The 16,024-nt window shown below is 36.6% G+C and carries 19 protein-coding genes and 1 riboswitch; all 19 genes read right to left on the bottom strand.

Going from position 1 to position 16,024, the window contains the following annotated elements; genetic code table 11:
* Nucleotides 1-102: 102 nt before the first annotated feature.
* Complete coding sequence (gene rpsB / locus UMR38_04260; protein MEC9485067.1) at nucleotides 103-1,140, bottom strand: 30S ribosomal protein S2; 1,038 nt, start codon at nucleotides 1,138-1,140, stop codon at nucleotides 103-105.
* A 208-nt stretch (nucleotides 1,141-1,348) separates the two neighbouring features.
* The gene (locus UMR38_04265; GenBank protein ID MEC9485068.1) at nucleotides 1,349-1,867 is read right to left on the bottom strand and encodes a hypothetical protein; all 519 of its coding nucleotides are present in this window, start codon (nucleotides 1,865-1,867) and stop codon (nucleotides 1,349-1,351) included.
* The gene (locus UMR38_04270) at nucleotides 1,867-2,289 is read right to left on the bottom strand and encodes a hypothetical protein (GenBank protein ID MEC9485069.1); all 423 of its coding nucleotides are present in this window, start codon (nucleotides 2,287-2,289) and stop codon (nucleotides 1,867-1,869) included. The genes UMR38_04265 and UMR38_04270 overlap by 1 nt, the downstream gene beginning before the upstream one ends.
* Nucleotides 2,290-2,304: 15 nt before the next feature.
* Nucleotides 2,305-3,642: a hypothetical protein gene (locus UMR38_04275; protein ID MEC9485070.1), complete on the bottom strand. Its 1,338-nt coding sequence runs from the start codon at nucleotides 3,640-3,642 to the stop codon at nucleotides 2,305-2,307.
* 108 nt (nucleotides 3,643-3,750) lie between these two features.
* Nucleotides 3,751-3,930: riboswitch (cobalamin riboswitch) on the bottom strand.
* Nucleotides 3,931-4,012: 82 nt separating this feature from the next.
* Nucleotides 4,013-4,456, bottom strand: a complete 444-nt coding sequence (dut, locus tag UMR38_04280) for a dUTP diphosphatase (protein ID MEC9485071.1) — start codon at nucleotides 4,454-4,456, stop codon at nucleotides 4,013-4,015.
* Nucleotides 4,453-4,965, bottom strand: coding sequence for an NUDIX domain-containing protein (locus UMR38_04285; GenBank protein ID MEC9485072.1), 513 nt, complete (start codon nucleotides 4,963-4,965; stop codon nucleotides 4,453-4,455). Before UMR38_04285 ends, dut begins: the two co-directional genes overlap by 4 nt.
* A complete protein-coding gene (locus UMR38_04290) occupies nucleotides 4,962-5,678 on the bottom strand; it encodes a class I SAM-dependent methyltransferase (GenBank protein MEC9485073.1) in 717 nt (238 codons plus the stop codon). Before UMR38_04290 ends, UMR38_04285 begins: the two co-directional genes overlap by 4 nt.
* Before the next feature lie 108 nt (nucleotides 5,679-5,786).
* The gene (gene fabZ, locus UMR38_04295; GenBank protein MEC9485074.1) at nucleotides 5,787-6,215 is read right to left on the bottom strand and encodes a 3-hydroxyacyl-ACP dehydratase FabZ; all 429 of its coding nucleotides are present in this window, start codon (nucleotides 6,213-6,215) and stop codon (nucleotides 5,787-5,789) included.
* A gap of 4 nt (nucleotides 6,216-6,219) precedes the next feature.
* Nucleotides 6,220-7,458, bottom strand: a complete 1,239-nt coding sequence (gene fabF / locus UMR38_04300; protein ID MEC9485075.1) for a beta-ketoacyl-ACP synthase II — start codon at nucleotides 7,456-7,458, stop codon at nucleotides 6,220-6,222.
* Nucleotides 7,459-7,460: 2 nt separating this feature from the next.
* Entirely contained in the window at nucleotides 7,461-8,549 is a 1,089-nt protein-coding gene (locus tag UMR38_04305) for a nitronate monooxygenase family protein (protein MEC9485076.1), read from the bottom strand.
* Nucleotides 8,549-9,289, bottom strand: coding sequence for a 3-oxoacyl-[acyl-carrier-protein] reductase (fabG, locus tag UMR38_04310; GenBank protein MEC9485077.1), 741 nt, complete (start codon nucleotides 9,287-9,289; stop codon nucleotides 8,549-8,551). Before fabG ends, UMR38_04305 begins: the two co-directional genes overlap by 1 nt.
* A complete protein-coding gene (locus tag UMR38_04315) occupies nucleotides 9,279-10,187 on the bottom strand; it encodes an ACP S-malonyltransferase (GenBank protein ID MEC9485078.1) in 909 nt (302 codons plus the stop codon). Before UMR38_04315 ends, fabG begins: the two co-directional genes overlap by 11 nt.
* On the bottom strand, nucleotides 10,184-11,113 hold the full coding sequence (locus tag UMR38_04320) for a DUF561 domain-containing protein (protein MEC9485079.1): 930 nt from the start codon (nucleotides 11,111-11,113) through the stop codon (nucleotides 10,184-10,186). Before UMR38_04320 ends, UMR38_04315 begins: the two co-directional genes overlap by 4 nt.
* Nucleotides 11,114-11,122: 9 nt before the next feature.
* Entirely contained in the window at nucleotides 11,123-12,091 is a 969-nt protein-coding gene (locus tag UMR38_04325) for a beta-ketoacyl-ACP synthase III (GenBank protein ID MEC9485080.1), read from the bottom strand.
* Nucleotides 12,088-13,044 (bottom strand): acetyl-CoA carboxylase carboxyltransferase subunit alpha, encoded by a 957-nt coding sequence (locus UMR38_04330; GenBank protein MEC9485081.1) that lies wholly within the window; start codon nucleotides 13,042-13,044, stop codon nucleotides 12,088-12,090. Before UMR38_04330 ends, UMR38_04325 begins: the two co-directional genes overlap by 4 nt.
* Nucleotides 13,041-13,922 (bottom strand): acetyl-CoA carboxylase, carboxyltransferase subunit beta, encoded by an 882-nt coding sequence (gene accD, locus UMR38_04335; GenBank protein MEC9485082.1) that lies wholly within the window; start codon nucleotides 13,920-13,922, stop codon nucleotides 13,041-13,043. Before accD ends, UMR38_04330 begins: the two co-directional genes overlap by 4 nt.
* Nucleotides 13,915-15,273 (bottom strand): acetyl-CoA carboxylase biotin carboxylase subunit, encoded by a 1,359-nt coding sequence (gene accC / locus UMR38_04340; GenBank protein ID MEC9485083.1) that lies wholly within the window; start codon nucleotides 15,271-15,273, stop codon nucleotides 13,915-13,917. Before accC ends, accD begins: the two co-directional genes overlap by 8 nt.
* Nucleotides 15,273-15,722: an acetyl-CoA carboxylase biotin carboxyl carrier protein gene (gene accB, locus UMR38_04345; GenBank protein ID MEC9485084.1), complete on the bottom strand. Its 450-nt coding sequence runs from the start codon at nucleotides 15,720-15,722 to the stop codon at nucleotides 15,273-15,275. Before accB ends, accC begins: the two co-directional genes overlap by 1 nt.
* 58 nt (nucleotides 15,723-15,780) lie before the next feature.
* Entirely contained in the window at nucleotides 15,781-16,008 is a 228-nt protein-coding gene (gene acpP / locus UMR38_04350) for an acyl carrier protein (protein ID MEC9485085.1), read from the bottom strand.
* Nucleotides 16,009-16,024 lie beyond the last annotated feature (16 nt).

The raw sequence follows: 16,024 nt of genomic DNA on the forward strand, positions 1-16,024 counted from the left end.
TCCTCCAATCTTTATCATTCATACTATATCATATATCACGTATGATATCAATTATAATTATTCCAAATACTTTTCAAAAAAGAGCCCGAAAGCTCTTTTTTATTACTTTAATGTTTCGATTAATTCAGCTTTGCGTAATTTTGAGTATCCAGAAATTCCACGTTCTTTACATAACGCTTTTAACTCTTTAACTGTCATATCTTCTAATTCAGATTCAGTTAATGTATTAGTTTCTGGAGTTTCTTCTTTTTTAGGAGCTTTTGTTTTCGCTTCAGCTTTAGGTTTAGGAGCAGGTTTGCTTTCCTTTTTCGGCGCTGGCTTAATTTCTTTCTTAGGCTCTGGCTTATTTTCTTTTTTCGGCTGAGGTTTAGTTGATTTTTTTGGCGATGGTTTGGTTGATTTTTTAGGGGTTGGTTTTTTGCTTTGTTGTTTTGGCTTCTCTTGTGTTGCTTCACCAGCACCACCAGAAGCATTTAACATTGCATCAGCAAATTTGTTAACGATAAGTTTGATTGCACGGATCGCATCATCATTACCAGGGATAATAAAGTCTACTAAGTCTGGATCACAGTTTGTATCTACGATAGCAAATACTGGGATCCCTAACTTTTTAGCTTCTAATACAGCATTTTTATCTTGGATAATATCCACAACAATTACTGCATCTGGTAATGTTCTCATGTCTTTGATTCCGCCTAAGAACGATTCTAAACGTTCCATTTCACGACGTGCTTCTAAGACCTCTTTCTTAGGTAAACGATCAAACGTACCATCTTTCTCTTGACGATTTAAGTTATGTAATTTACGGATTGATTTACGGATCGTTTTAAAATTTGTTAACGTTCCACCTAACCAACGCTTCGTTACATAAAATTGACCAGAACGAATAGCTGCCTGTTTAACAACATCTTTCGCTTGTTTTTTTGTACCAACAAATAAAATCTTTCCACCATTTTGACCTATCTCTAAAACTTGTTGATAGGCATCTTCCATCATTTTCACCGTTTGTTGTAAATCCACGATATGGATTCCACCACGAGATGTGTAAATGTATTGATCCATTTTCGGATTCCATCTACGCGTTTGGTGACCAAAATGAACTCCTGATTCTAACAATTCTTTCATTGTTACAACGCTCATTTTTATTCCTCCTTTTGATTTTGCCTCCACTACCTTCAACGTAACTAGCGACTTTTTCAAGCTCACCACGAGTTACTCCAGTGTGTGTGTATTCATTACGGCTTAATTATTGTATCAAATAACCTCTATTTGTGCAAGTAATTTTGTTTATTTTTCATATATTATATAAAGGATAACTAAAAAGATGGCGTTTTAGCCATCTTTCATATTATTTTACATGTACTGGATAGGGTGAGTTAAATGAGATTCTTAACACTTTAACCAGTGGCTCATACCCCCACAATACAGTTAAAAATCCTGTGGTTGCCATAATTATTTCATAGGGCAGATCAGCGAGTAGATATGGCCAAAATTGATTTATACCTGTTTGCAACATGTGAAATGGAATGAACATCCATCCATAAACAAAGCCAAAAGCAAATGCTAGAATCGCTTTCAAGTATAGATTATCACTATCTTTAAACAATGCATGATAAATATAGGCAATCATTAGCCAGTTTATCATCAATGGCACCATATAGAATAGATTAAATCCTCCCATATATAAACTATCAATGAGAACATACCCAATGATATATATAGTCATTTCTTTGAGCGAGAAAACACTGGCAAACACAAATACTAATAAGACGGTAAATTGAATGTTTGGTAAAAAAACAAGTACTTGTTCCTGCGTAAAGGTAATCGCAATCGCAAATGCTATCATTAACAATTGTCGTGTTTGCATCAGTCATCAGCTCCAATCATAATTTCTTCAAAGGTAATGGTGTCGCCATCTTTTAATGCGATGCCATCGACTCCGACATTACTATATGTGTCATTAATATAGATACCAATATAATGGTTTCGCCAATCTGTGATAACCTCATCAACGCCGAGTACTATCCGACCATTAGCAAAGTGTGTTTCACACCGTGTGGTTGGTTTGTATGATGTATTTGCACAAACAACGGTATAATGTTCTTGCAGCAAACTCACTAGGTCGTCTTCTTCAGTAAATGATAAGGTATCATCAATAACAACCGTATCGTTGCGATCAATGAGCACAAATTGAATCTCACCTAGGTCATCATTTTCTAAACGAGTGAGCATAAATACAGCAATCACTGTCACAATAACAACGGCTATTGATAGTATAACTTTTTTCATACTCACCCTCCTAATTTATTCTGCATCAAATGGATGAACCGCAGTTCCTTCATTTGATATTTTTTGGTACATAACAAGCGCTAAGAAAGCTTGTGGTGTACTAAATAATAAATCTTCATTAGTATCGTCTGTTAATACCCAATCAAAACTTCCTGTGTCAGTTTGAAATAATAATAAGGCATCAATCAAGGTATTATCATTTGTCGTATATTCTGCGCTTCTTGGGTTAACTCCATTAGCCATCATACCCATAAGCACTTGAGAAATACTTGCAGCATTTAGGGTGGATCCCCATCCCATATCACGCGTCATGATACCACCATTATCCAGTTGATCTGTTTTAACCCAATTTAGATAATCATTAATTAATGTATCAACACCTGTTTCATCTGTATATTTAGATAATGCCATCAAATCGACACCACCTGTGTCTAATCCGGCATCATATGGGGTATTATTGGTAAAATAGCTTAGTGCATTCGACTCAAAGGTTGTAAAATCAACATCTGTATCAACACTATTTAACGCCATTAATGTATATGCGGTCTGTCCATATGGCCCAGTTTGTGCAATATTAGCCAAATCACTAATATAGGTCGTTGCATCGTTGTTCGAAGCATTTAACAGTGCAATGGCTTTAAAATAGTCACTATACGTCTCCAATGTTAAGCCTTCAACATACGTTTCAATGGCTTCATTCGTTGTGTACTCTTCTAGGATACCTAAAAGGTTTAATGCTGAAACAACATGATAATTGTAAGTTGTTTCATTGACATAATCATTGACATGGTTGATTAAGAATAATTGAATAGCGTCATCTACCTGTTGCTCAAAGGCATCCCAATATTCAACAGTAAAGCCAAAAACATCCCCGTTTTCAAAACTAGTTGCTTCAACGCCAGTCATGGACATTTCACCATTTTTATAAAAAGCAATGTAAGCGCCATTAAGTGGTGTTAAATGTTCAAAAGATGTGATCATTTTACCATAGTCAGTATCGTCAGCATCAATCGAAAACTCCGTTTCTAAGAGTTCAAATAAATTTCCCTCGTAATCATCATTGTACCCAACTGATGTACTACGGTAATCACCATAGTAATCTTCATATGTGACTGTAATAATGTTGTCATAAATTTGAGATTGTAACGCGGCAATTTGTGCCTCTAAATTATCAATCTCAGATTCATATTCAGCAATAAGATTATCCTTATCACCTAAGTTGTCCTGTAGTGTTTCTACTTCTTGTTGCAAGGTTTCAATTTCACTTAGTTTTTCATTAAGCTCTGTATTATTACATGCTGTTAATGAAAAAATTAGCATTATCATTAAAACCATAGAGAATAGTTTTTTCATTGTGTCCTCCTTTTTAGTATTTTGTAAAATAAAAAAACCATCCTCCTGGATGATTTACCGTTTTTATAAAATACCTTAAAAACGACATACTCATTACCCAGGAGTATTTGTGTTTCTCAGATCCTAGGTAGGTCTACCGGCTGATGTTCATCCTACTATGCGTCCTTCCCGCTAAAAAGCAGTGGACAAGCGCATTTCGTCCGAATCACGGTTGCTGGGACAGCTTGAGATTTTCACTCAATTCCCTGTTATGTCTTGTTAAAAGACACCTAACATCTAGTTTTATTGTATGATATGAATACGGTCATGTCAATGAAAGTTTATGAAAGTTTTTCTTGATTATAAATACGTTACTATTTTAAATTAAACGTTATTTACCTGTACTGCCAAACCCGCCATTGCGCGACGTTTTTACTGGTGGTTCATCTGGACTAATCAAGTATTTTTGAAATATCCCTTGCGCGACGCGTTCCCCTTTTTTAATGGTGACTGGTGTCTTACCAAAATTATATAAAGATACAAAAATAGCGCCATCATTGTCTGGATTAGAATAGTAATCCTTATCAATAATGCCAACGTTATTAGGGATAGTTAAACGGTATCGTTTTGGTAAACTACTACGGGGATATAACTTTAAAACTTCATCATCTTTCATATAAGCTTTGATGCCTGTCACCCCTAAGGCGATCTTTCCTGGGGGTATCGTTAGGTCTTCAATAAGCGCAATGTCATAGCCTGCGCTGTGCATAGTTGAGCGTTTAGGAAGCGGAAACGCTAAGTGATTATATTGTTTGGCTTTTTCAAAACCTCTCATGCCATCATCTCCTTAAGTAATTCTAGTATGTATATTTCACGTTCTGTCCATAAATGGTGTGTATCTTTTGCCATTACTTTCTTATTAGCAGCTAATGCATCATCAATACTAACCCACATTGGTTCAAAACGTAAATTTTGTTCATATAAATTAAGATTTTGTTTAAGTATCTCGTCAGTTACTTCGCAAAAATAGTAATAGCTCCGTAAGTAAAAATATTTTCGATCATCATAAATATCATTATAGAGTTGATCAGTATACCCAAGTGATTCATTGACACTATTGACTTTTCGACCAACTTCTTCTAAGACTTCCCGACGTAACGCTTCTTCACGGATTTCATCTTGTTCAATACCCCCGCCAGGAAATTTGTATTCGTTGGTAGACCGTGCATGAACCATTAATAATTGCCCATGTTTAAAAATAATTGCCCGTACACTATTTCTGTATACAATTGGCAAGTATCCCTGTTTACGGTCTCGGCGATCGAAAATATGAAGTAACTTCATCGTTTTAACACCATCACTTTCGTTGGACATGTATCAAATCCATGCCGTTCGATATATGTTTTAATTGATTCTGCTTCTTTAATCAAAGCATCCGTCTCTTCAGTCTCATGAGGTATTTTTTGTAGTAACCGATCAATTGTTTTTAGTAACCATCCTATCTCTTCATCTGAATTTGATTTCTTCCTGCTATAGCGTAAAATCCAATCATCTACTAAAGTAAACTTAGGATAGGATAACACCATGTCTTTAATTTCTTTTCGTGTATAAGTCTCTTCATGGATAATGTGACATAATCGATCTATTTTTGCTGCAAAATGGTGTAACTGTTTATGACTCTTTTGTGCATCAGTTAATCGGTCACTAACCATTTCAGCTACAATAAAATACCCTCTTGGATTTAGTACGGTATGTACCTGATTAAAGATTTTATAGATATCACTCACATGATGTAAGGAATTACTAAAACACACAATATCAAATGTATTAGGCGAAAATTCTAAGTGATCTCCATGCATTTGCTTAAAGTGAATACGGTTATCATCGAAATTTTGTCTTGCCATATCAATAGCGCTTTTTTCTTTATCAATACCAATAATCTCAGTATAATCATCAGTTAATGTGGTCAATAGTGTGATAAAGTTTCCAGCACCTGTTGCAATATCAAGAATCTTAGGTTGATCAATCTTGGCTATATAAGACGATAGTTTTTTCATCATACCACCTACTTTGAATAATTTATTATAACATATCAAAAATATTCATGAAAGGGCTTTTGCTTTTTCCAAAGAAAAACAGGTATTAAATCAATACCTGTTCGTTTTTCATTGTTCAATCGCAAATTTTAATATTGCTTTTACTGCAACTTTACCATTTACACGTGCAACAGCCTCTCCCACGCCTATTGGTCCTTTTTGTTTAAGAATGTCAACACTAAGTTCTAATTGATCACCAGGAATAACTTTATGCTTAAACTTACATTTATCAATCCCCGCAAAATAGGCTATTTTGCCTTTATTTTCCTCTAAAGATAAAATAGCCACAGCGCCTGTTTGAGCCAACGCTTCAACCATTAAAACGCCGGGCATTACATGTTCCTTTGGAAAATGTCCCATGAACTGCATTTCATTTGCTGTAACATTTTTAATGGCCTTTGCTGATTTGCCCGGTTCTAGTTCTATGACTTGGTCTATCATCAAAAATGGATAGCGGTGAGGAATTATATCTTGTATTTGATTACTGTTTAATAGCATCTAATCATTCCTTTATTTTTTTAACTAAGATTGTCGCGTTATGTCCCCCAAATCCAAGACTATTGGATATCGCAACATGTACTGGTTTTTTGACAGCTTTACCTAAAGTATACTCTAAATCACATTCTTCGTCTAGTTCCTTGGTATTAATTGTTGGTAAGATAATGTCTTCTTGAGTAGATAGCACAGAGAAAATTGCTTCAATAGCTCCACTTGCGCCAAGAAGATGTCCTGTCATACTCTTAGTTGATGACACATGTAATTGATAACTGTGATTCTTAAACACAGATTTGATCGCTTTTGTTTCAGTACTATCGTTTAATGGAGTTGATGTTCCGTGTGCATTAATGTAATCTACATCTTCAGGTGTTAATCTCGCATCCTTTATCGCCATTGCCATACAGTCTGCAGCACCTTCTCCGTCGGGACTAGGTGATGTAATATGATGGGCATCACAGGTTGCACCGTAACCTGATATTTCAGCGTAAACCTTAGCCCCTCTGGCTTTTGCGTGTTCATAACTTTCAAGAACTAATGTACCCGCACCTTCACCCATAACAAACCCACTTCTGTTCTTATCAAATGGGATAGATGCATTCTGTGGATCATTGCTTTTGTTTAAAGCTTTCATAACATTAAAACCACCAATACCTAGTGGAATTAAGGACCCTTCACTACCCCCTGTTACAGCAACATCTAAATAGCCATCGCGAATTGCGCGGAATGCTTCTCCAATACTATTTGTTGCGCTTGCACAAGCTGTGACACTCGATGTCGCAATACCTTTTAAGCCATACTTAATAGCAATGTTCCCAGCGGCAATATTGATGATTGCAGACGGAATAAAGAATGGGCTGATACGATTAAATCCCTTCTTTTTTGCACGATCTTCTTGATCTGCAATGGTTTCAAGACCACCGATACCACTACCATAATATACCCCAATACGTTTGACATCCTCATTCTCTAAATCTAAATTGGCATCTGCCATTGCTTCATCGGTTGCGACCATAGCGTATTGAACAAATCTATCCATCCGCTTCAATTCTTTTTTTCCGAAATAGGCTTCAAAGTCAAAGTCTTTAATTTCTCCACCAATCTTAACGTCATTTTGGGAGACATCAATCCCCTTAAGAAAGTCAATGCCATTGGTTCCTCTTTTAGCATTTTCCCACATCGTTTTTACTGAGTTACCTATTGGCGAGAGTGCGCCTAACCCTGTCACAACAACTCGTCGTTTCATTGTTACATTCCTCCTTGCTTCTGTAGTTCTAACTTACAGCCACTAATGAGTGACTGTACAACCTCTTCAACTGTTTCTATTTTATCGATTAAATAGGCTTTTGCACCTGTAAATAATAATCCATCTGTATCTCCATCAGCTGACTTACCGAGTTGTTCGGTTATACAAAATGGGATATCTTTTTTAGCACACGATTTTAAACAATCTACACAGTAAGATACTCTCATATTTTGCCGTTTTAAAAAATTTGTTAAGTGATTTTTTATTGCTCTTCCTGGTAGACCTGCTGGACTATCTACACGGACAATATCATCTTCTTTAGCATTAACAATTTCTGTTTTATAGGCATGATTCACATCACATTCTTCAGTAGCAATAAATCGGGTAGCTACTTGTACACCATCAGATCCTGATGATAAAGCTTTTGCCATATCGATACCATCATGAATACCACCTGCTGCAATGACTGGAATGGTTACATCATACTTCTGTTCAAACTGTGTTACAACCTCTTTTGTCTCTTTAACAATGGTATGTAATGATGGCACTTTACCGGCATCAAAATCAGCCTTTGAGAATCCTAAATGTCCACCTGCTAATGGTCCTTCACAGACAATAAATGCAGGCATAAACTGATAATTGCGGTCCCATTTTTTTAACATGATTTTAGCGGCTCGAGCTGATGAAATGATAAATGCACCCTTGACTTTAGAGTTCTTAATGTATTCTGGTAAATCTGTTGGTAGTCCTGCACCACTGATAATAAAGTCAATATCTTGTGTACTTAAAAATTTACAGTATGCATCATAATGATTTATTGCATGCATTACGTTAACGCCAAGAATCCCATCTGGATTGGTTGCTCTAATAGCATCAATTTCTTCTTTTAAAGCCTCTTTATTGATTTGTAATGGGTTATCCTTAAACCCTTTTTTTAGCTGGCCAATTTGCGCTGAGCTAATGGTCGCAATAATACCACTATCCATACAAGCTCGAGCAAGTTTTTTTAAACTTATACGAATCCCCATACCCCCTTGAATGATAGGGTATTTTACAGTCTTATTATTAATCGTCAAACTTGGAAGTTTCATTAAATCATGCCACCATTAACACTGAGCACTTGGCCTGTAATATAGCAGGCTTCTTCACTTGCTAAGAAGCTGACAGCATTGGCGACATCAACTGGTTTACCGAATTGTTGTAAAGGTATTTGTTTCATATAATTATCCCTAACATCTTTACTTAATTCATCTGTCATTTTTGTTTCAATGAATCCAGGGGCAACAGCATTTACCCGTACCCCTCTGATTCCTAACTCTTTGCTTAATGACTTTGTCAATCCAATTAGACCTGCTTTAGATGCAACATAGTTGCTTTGACCAGCGTTACCGATAATCCCCACAACACTTGAAATATTAACAATATTCCCACTGCGTTGTTTCATCATCACACGAGCTGCACTTTTGGCCATATTCCAAGCGCCTTTCAAGTTAACATTAATAACCTGATCAAACTCTTCTTCTTGCATTCTAATAATAAGATTATCCCGTGTAATACCACTATTATTAACGAGTACATCTAATTGACCATATGTCTTTTTAACGGTTGTGACCATCGCTTTACATGATTCTAAATCTGTCACATCAGCATGATAAATCATACCATCACCACCGAGCGTTCGGATCTCATCAAGAACATCTTTAGCCGCACCTTCATTCACTATATAATTAACAACAACAGTAGCTCCTTGTTGTCCAAATAAAAGTGCTATCTCTTTACCAATCCCTGAATTTGCCCCAGTGATTAATACAACTTTTTCCTTAAATTTCATTTTCTAACGCCTCCAATACGTCATGTAGTGATGTCTCATCATACACCGCATAAGTAGTTAATTTACGGTTAATACGTTTTACCATATTACAAAGTACACGTTTTGGTCCAATCTCAATTAAGACATCAAGATTGTCATTTTTTTCAACTATTTGATAAAATTTTACTGGTGATGTCATTTGTCGAATCATGTTATCTTTAATATTACCTTCAAATAAATCACCTGTTACATTCACATAAAGTGATTTTGTTGGTTCTTTGAGTGTTAGTTGATTTAGATATTCTGTTAGTTCTTCAGCTGCATCTTTCATTAAAAATGAATGAAATGCACCAGTTGTCGGTAACATAACAGCACGCTTAGCACCTGCTTCTTTCGCTAGGTCAGCCGCATGTTTTACAGCGGCTAAATCACCACTGATAACAAGTTGTTTTGGTGTATTATAATTCGCAATAACCACCTCTTCTAGTGAATTGACAAGGGTTTCTATCTTAGAGGCTTCTAATCCGATTAATGCACACATTGCGCCTGGATGATTATTAGCTGATTTTTGCATTAACTCTCCCCGTTTTTGCAATAACGCTAACCCTGTTTTGAAGTCAAACACAGAAGCATCATACATCGCCGCATATTCGCCTAATGATAGACCGAAGGTAACATCTGAATGTATCCCTTTTTCAGCTAATAGTTTGATTAAACTGACTTGAAGTAAAAAGGTTAAGGGTTGAATTTTTTGTGTGTCTTCAAATGTTTTTGGATCATTGAGAGCACTTTCTGGATTATACTCTAATATTGCTTCTGCTTCATTAAATAATGTTTTTACACTGTCATATTGTAATAAAGAAGTCCCCATCCCAACACGTTCACTACCTTGACCTGTAAACATAAATCCTAGTTTCATAGTACCCCTCGTTTCACGAAGTCACTTTGGTCATAAATATTTGATAAGATCTCTTTAATCGGAAGGATCTTTTTAACCATCCCTGCACTTTGTCCAGCCATGATGCTTCCTTCATTCATATCTCCATCAAAGACAGCTTTACGTAAGCTTCCTAATGTTAATTGTTCTAACTCTTCTAACGTCACATTTTTATCTTGAGTTAGCTTTAGATACTGTTTTGCCATTTTATTTTTGATGACACGAACTGGTGCACCTGTATTACGTCCAGTGACAACAGTATCAGTATCTTTCGCTTTTACAATACGTTGCTTATAATTAATATGAATCGGACACTCTTCACTTGCCAATAAAACAGTTCCAATTTGAATACCACTTGCACCTAAACTTATGGCGGCATCAAATCCACGATGATCAGCAATACCTCCAGCCGCAATGACAGGTATATCAACCGCATCAACAACCTGTGGTACGAGGGTAAATGTTGTGGTCTCACCAATATGACCACCTGCTTCTGTGCCTTCTACAATTAACGCGTCAACACCTTTTCTTGCTAACCGTTTTGCAAAAGCAACTGACGGTACAACGGGAATCACTTTAATGCCGGCATCTTGCCATTTTTTCAGATAAATGCCAGGATTGCCTGCCCCAGTTGTGACAACTTTAATACCTTCTTCGATAACCAAATCACTAATTGCTTCAGCATGGGGACTCATTAACATAATGTTAACTCCGAATGGCTGATTCGTTAGTTCTTTGACTCTATGGATTTCTGACTTAACTTTATCAACATCCCAGCCACCACAACCAATTAACCCAAATCCGCCTGCATTACTCACAGCTGCACATAATTCCGCAGTAGCGATATTAGCCATTCCCCCTTGAATAATGGGGTATTTTGATTCTAAAATTTCTGTTAAAGATTTCATTATTCCCCCCTAAAGTTTAATAAGAGCGCCACCATAGGTGAAGCCACCGCCAAAAGCGACTGTGACAAAGGTGTCTCCAGAATTTAATTTACCTTTACGAATAGCTTCATCAATTGCAATCGGAACACTTGCGGCTGATGTGTTTCCATATTCCTCAATATTAACATACATCTTATCCATTGGAATACCGACATCCTTACTCGCTTTTTCTATGATCCGTTTATTTGCTTGATGCGCAACAACATAATCAATGTCTTCTTTTTTAAGTTGATTACGTTCTAATAATGTATTAATCGTACTTGGCATCACGCGCGTGGCAAACTTGAACACTTCGCGACCATTCATATGAATATGGTCTTGTGTTGAGATATTGTTGATGACAGGATCTTTTAATGCCGGACTGTCACAGATTAAATGTCCTTCTGTATCACTTCGACTGCCAATAATAACATCTTGAATACCTGGTTCATCGCTCACTGAAATAACCATAGCCCCAGCTCCATCTCCAAATAACACACATGTGTTTCGGTCAGACCAGTCGGTTAGTCTCGTTAATGTTTCTGCGCCAACGATTAATATATGGTTATATGCATCACTCTTAATTAATTTATCTGCTAAGTTTAACGCATAGACAAATCCGCTACAAGCAGCATTAATATCAAATGTTGGGACTTCATCTAGACCTAAACGTTGTTGGAGCAAATTACTAACACCAGGAAATGCGTGATCTGGTGTTACTGTCGCAACAATAACCATATCAATGTCTTTAATCGTTACTGAAGAGGCTTCTAACGCTTTCAACGACGCTTTTTCAGCTAAATCGGTTGTCGTATCAGTTACACTAATATGACGGCGTTTAATCCCGGTACGAGATGCAATCCATTCATCATTAGTCTCTACTATATTTGCAAGATCATCATTGGTCAGTACCTTTGGTGGTACCGCATGTCCTGTGCCATTTATTTTTGTATATCTCATCGTTTTACGCCTCCTAAATTATCATAATTAAAGCGTTGGAAAAAGCCAATTTCACGATATTTTTGATATCGTTTTTGTAGCAATTCACTTTCTTTATAAATAGAAAGCATATCCAACCCTTGCTCAATTGCTTGTTTGGTTCGCTCATAAGTTAGCAATTTGTCATAATGTGCACCACCAATTGGTTCTTGAATAATACGATCAATAATGCCTAACTCTTCTAAATCATAACTTGTTAACTTCATACTTTCTGCGGCTTCACTTGCTTTTGATGCATCTTTCCATAAGATTGATGCATAGCCTTCTGGACTTAGTATTGAATATATACTGTTTTCTAACATATAAATATGGTCACTTACACCAAGTGCAAGGGCACCACCACTACCACCTTCACCAATAACAACCGATATAATAGGGACAGTTAAATGGCTCATTTCATACAAATTTTTTGCGATTGCTTCGCCTTGTCCTCGTTCCTCTGCGCCTATCCCAGGATAGGCACCAGGTGTATCGATAAACGTAATAATAGGACGGTTGAATTTCTCGGCTTGTTTCATTAACCGTAACGCTTTACGATATCCTTCTGGATGTGGCATAGCGAAATTCCTTGTGATATTTTCTTCAACAGTGGTCCCTTTTTGTTCAGCAACGATAGTGACTACATGTCCATTTATTTTACCGATCCCACCAATAATACTGCCATCATCACGAAAGTTTCTGTCCCCATGCAGTTCAATAAAAGACTCTGTCATATATTCGATAAAGTCTTTTGCTGTGGGACGTTTTTGATGACGTGCAAGTAAGACACGATCCCAGGCACTTAAATTCGTCATTGCCGTATGCTTGTACTGACTTATTTTTTCACGAATGGATTCTATAAGTACTTGGTCTTCTAAATCATTTAATTGTTCTTCTAATGTTTTTAGCTTTCGCTCTTTGTCTAAGATTGTCATCCAATCACCTTCCGATGATACTGTAATAATTGACTTAAGGTGTGAGTCATGTCTTTGCGATCGACAATCTTATCAATGAACCCTTTTTCTAATAAAAACTCACTTTTTTGAAAGCCATCAGGTAAAGTTTGATTAATAGTTTGTTCGATAACACGCGGTCCTGCAAAACCTATTAGTGCCCCAGGTTCAGCTAGAATAATGTCTCCTAATGTCGCAAAACTGGCTGTAACACCACCTGTTGTAGGATGTGTTAAGACACTGATATATAGTAATCCATTATCGCTATGTTTTTTTACTGCGCCACTGGTTTTAGCCATCTGCATCAAGCTAAAAATTCCTTCCTGCATACGTGCACCACCACTGGCTGTAAAGAGAATCATTGGCAATTGTTTATAAATAGCATATTCAAAGCTTTTTGTAACTTTTTCACCCACAACACTTCCCATACTTCCCATAAGGAAATAACTATCCATAACACCGATTACACAAGGGTTTCCGTCTATTTCGGCATACCCATAGATATAGGCTTCATCAAGTTTTGTCTGATCTTGATAGGTTTTTATTTTTTCATCATACCCTTCATTAAAGAGCGGATTCAAGGTAATAAACCCTAGTCCCTTTTCAACAAAGGTACCTTCATCAACCGTTATACGAATTCGATCGACAGCTCGCATACGAAAATGTTCATTACAGTGTTTACATGTAAACAATGTTTTTTTCATATGATTCATATTCACTGTTTCTTTACATTTTGGACACTTTTCGTATAATCCTTTAGGGACATCTACGGCATTTTTATAGTTTTGTTTTAACGTTAAATATTTCTTTTTTTGCGTATCTTTTTTACGCGTTTCAAATGCTTTTACGAGTTTATTCATAGTCATCACCTATCAGCATATCTTTATATTTAGCGATAAACGATGTGTCGAAGTCTCCGCGCCTAAACTGTTTATGACTAATTATTTGACGACAGAAGCTTCGATTATATGCAAATCCTTCAATAATCAGTTCATCTAACGCATTACGCATTTTCATCAGCGCTGCCTCTCGTGAATGATCGTGAACAATCAATTTCCCGACCAATGAATCATAATATGGACTCACGGTATACCCCGTATATAAGAAACTATCAAATCGTACACCAAATCCATTTGGTACATGTAATAACTCGACAGTTCCCGGGGATGGTCTAAAGTTATGATTGGGGTCTTCTGCGTTGATACGACATTCAATGGCATGTCCATTGACAGTAATATCTGATTGCTTAAGTAATAGTTTTTCGCCACTCGCAATACGAATTTGTTCTTTAATTAAATCAACGCCTGTAACCATCTCAGTTACAGGGTGTTCAACTTGAATACGGGTGTTCATTTCAATGAAATAATACTTGCCTTGACTTACAAGGAATTCAATTGTACCGGCATTTTCATACTTTACAGCCTTAGCTGCTTTTATAGCAGATTCTCCCATTTGCTGTCTTAAATCATCACTGATTAATGATGGTGACTCTTCCACAACTTTTTGATTGCGTCTTTGAACAGAACAATCTCTCTCTGCCAAATGGATCACATGGCCATACTTATCAGCCAATATCTGAAACTCAATATGTTTTGGGTTTTCAACAAACTTTTCAAGGTATACTTGGTCATCCCCAAAAGCGTTCTTTGCTTCTGATTTCGCAGTTTCATAGCCTATGACAAGTTCATCTCTGGTGTAAGCGATACGCATACCACGTCCTCCACCACCACTACTGGCTTTAATCAATACCGGTAGTCCAATCTCATCTGCTAATTCCTTAAGATGCTCAACTGATTTTATAATGCCTTTACTACCAGGGACTACAGGAACACCTGCTTCTATCATTGTTTTACGCGCTTCTGATTTATTTCCCATTTTGCGAATGACATCAGCTTGTGGACCAATGAACCGTAATCCTACTTCATGACACAATTCCGCAAAATCTGCATTCTCACTTAAAAATCCAAATCCTGGATGAATCGCTTCTGCATGGGTTTCGATCGCAGCACTGACAATGTTTTCCATATGTAAGTATGATTCACTGCTTTTGGCACCACCAACACAAACAGCCTCATCGGCGATTTGGACATGTAAACTTTCTTTATCAACATCACTATAAATTGCAACGGTCGCTATCCCTAACTGTTTGCACGCTCGAATAATTCGTACAGCGATTTCACCTCGATTTGCAATTAAAACCTTTTGAAACATTATGCTTCAATCTCCAAAAGGACTTCTCCATACTCTACCATAGTTGCATCAGTAGCATGGATCTTCACTACTTTACCACTCACAGGTGCCGTGATTTCATTCATAACTTTCATCGCTTCAACAATACATAAAGTGTCCCCTTCTGATACTGTTTGATTTAGTGAAACAAACGGACTACTGTCTGGCGATGGACTATTATAGAATGTCCCCACCAATGGTGCTTTCACTAATACATTCGTGTTTTCTTCCTCTGCCTTTGGCGCAGCAGTAGTTGTTTGTTCACTAACTACTGCTGTATTTGCCGCTGGCGTTAGAGAGGAAGTGATATTATTATTAGTTTTACCTTCTTTTTCTAATTTTAAAGAAAATTCGTCATTACTCAATTCTAATTTATGCACCTTAGAGTTCTCAAATTCCTTTAATATATTTTTTATCTGACGTAAGTCCATAATATCCTCCTCAGATACTTTGAAATTCAAATATTTTTTCGAATAAAAAAATTACGTTTTATTTGTTATTTTCGATGTAATCAACAATCGATTGGACAGTTGTTAACGATTGTGCTTTTTCATCACTAATTTCTAAATCAAATTCATCTTCTAATGCCATGATTAATTCAACCGCATCTAATGAATCTGCCCCTAAATCTTCTGTCAAGTTTGCTTCAAGTGTGACTTCGTCTTTATCAACACCTAATTCGTTTGCAATAATGTCCTTTAACTCTTCAAATACCATAATTATCCTCCAATCT

This window comes from Candidatus Izemoplasma sp. (assembly GCA_036172455.1).
GTDB lineage: Bacteria > Bacillota_I > Bacilli_A > Izemoplasmatales > Izemoplasmataceae > JAIPGF01.

Bases quoted from the DNA above. Each gene is read 5' to 3' on its own strand.
- rpsB (MEC9485067.1), bottom strand. From the start codon at position 1,140: ATGAGCGTTGTAACAATGAAAGAATTGTTAGAATCAGGAGTTCATTTT.
- UMR38_04265 (MEC9485068.1), bottom strand. From the start codon at position 1,867: ATGCAAACACGACAATTGTTAATGATAGCATTTGCGATTGCGATTACC.
- UMR38_04270 (MEC9485069.1), bottom strand. From the start codon at position 2,289: ATGAAAAAAGTTATACTATCAATAGCCGTTGTTATTGTGACAGTGATT.
- UMR38_04275 (MEC9485070.1), bottom strand. From the start codon at position 3,642: ATGAAAAAACTATTCTCTATGGTTTTAATGATAATGCTAATTTTTTCA.
- dut (MEC9485071.1), bottom strand. From the start codon at position 4,456: ATGAGAGGTTTTGAAAAAGCCAAACAATATAATCACTTAGCGTTTCCG.
- UMR38_04285 (MEC9485072.1), bottom strand. From the start codon at position 4,965: ATGAAGTTACTTCATATTTTCGATCGCCGAGACCGTAAACAGGGATAC.
- UMR38_04290 (MEC9485073.1), bottom strand. From the start codon at position 5,678: ATGAAAAAACTATCGTCTTATATAGCCAAGATTGATCAACCTAAGATT.
- fabZ (MEC9485074.1), bottom strand. From the start codon at position 6,215: ATGCTATTAAACAGTAATCAAATACAAGATATAATTCCTCACCGCTAT.
- fabF (MEC9485075.1), bottom strand. From the start codon at position 7,458: ATGAAACGACGAGTTGTTGTGACAGGGTTAGGCGCACTCTCGCCAATA.
- UMR38_04305 (MEC9485076.1), bottom strand. From the start codon at position 8,549: ATGAAACTTCCAAGTTTGACGATTAATAATAAGACTGTAAAATACCCT.
- fabG (MEC9485077.1), bottom strand. From the start codon at position 9,289: ATGAAATTTAAGGAAAAAGTTGTATTAATCACTGGGGCAAATTCAGGG.
- UMR38_04315 (MEC9485078.1), bottom strand. From the start codon at position 10,187: ATGAAACTAGGATTTATGTTTACAGGTCAAGGTAGTGAACGTGTTGGG.
- UMR38_04320 (MEC9485079.1), bottom strand. From the start codon at position 11,113: ATGAAATCTTTAACAGAAATTTTAGAATCAAAATACCCCATTATTCAA.
- UMR38_04325 (MEC9485080.1), bottom strand. From the start codon at position 12,091: ATGAGATATACAAAAATAAATGGCACAGGACATGCGGTACCACCAAAG.
- UMR38_04330 (MEC9485081.1), bottom strand. From the start codon at position 13,044: ATGACAATCTTAGACAAAGAGCGAAAGCTAAAAACATTAGAAGAACAA.
- accD (MEC9485082.1), bottom strand. From the start codon at position 13,922: ATGAATAAACTCGTAAAAGCATTTGAAACGCGTAAAAAAGATACGCAA.
- accC (MEC9485083.1), bottom strand. From the start codon at position 15,273: ATGTTTCAAAAGGTTTTAATTGCAAATCGAGGTGAAATCGCTGTACGA.
- accB (MEC9485084.1), bottom strand. From the start codon at position 15,722: ATGGACTTACGTCAGATAAAAAATATATTAAAGGAATTTGAGAACTCT.
- acpP (MEC9485085.1), bottom strand. From the start codon at position 16,008: ATGGTATTTGAAGAGTTAAAGGACATTATTGCAAACGAATTAGGTGTT.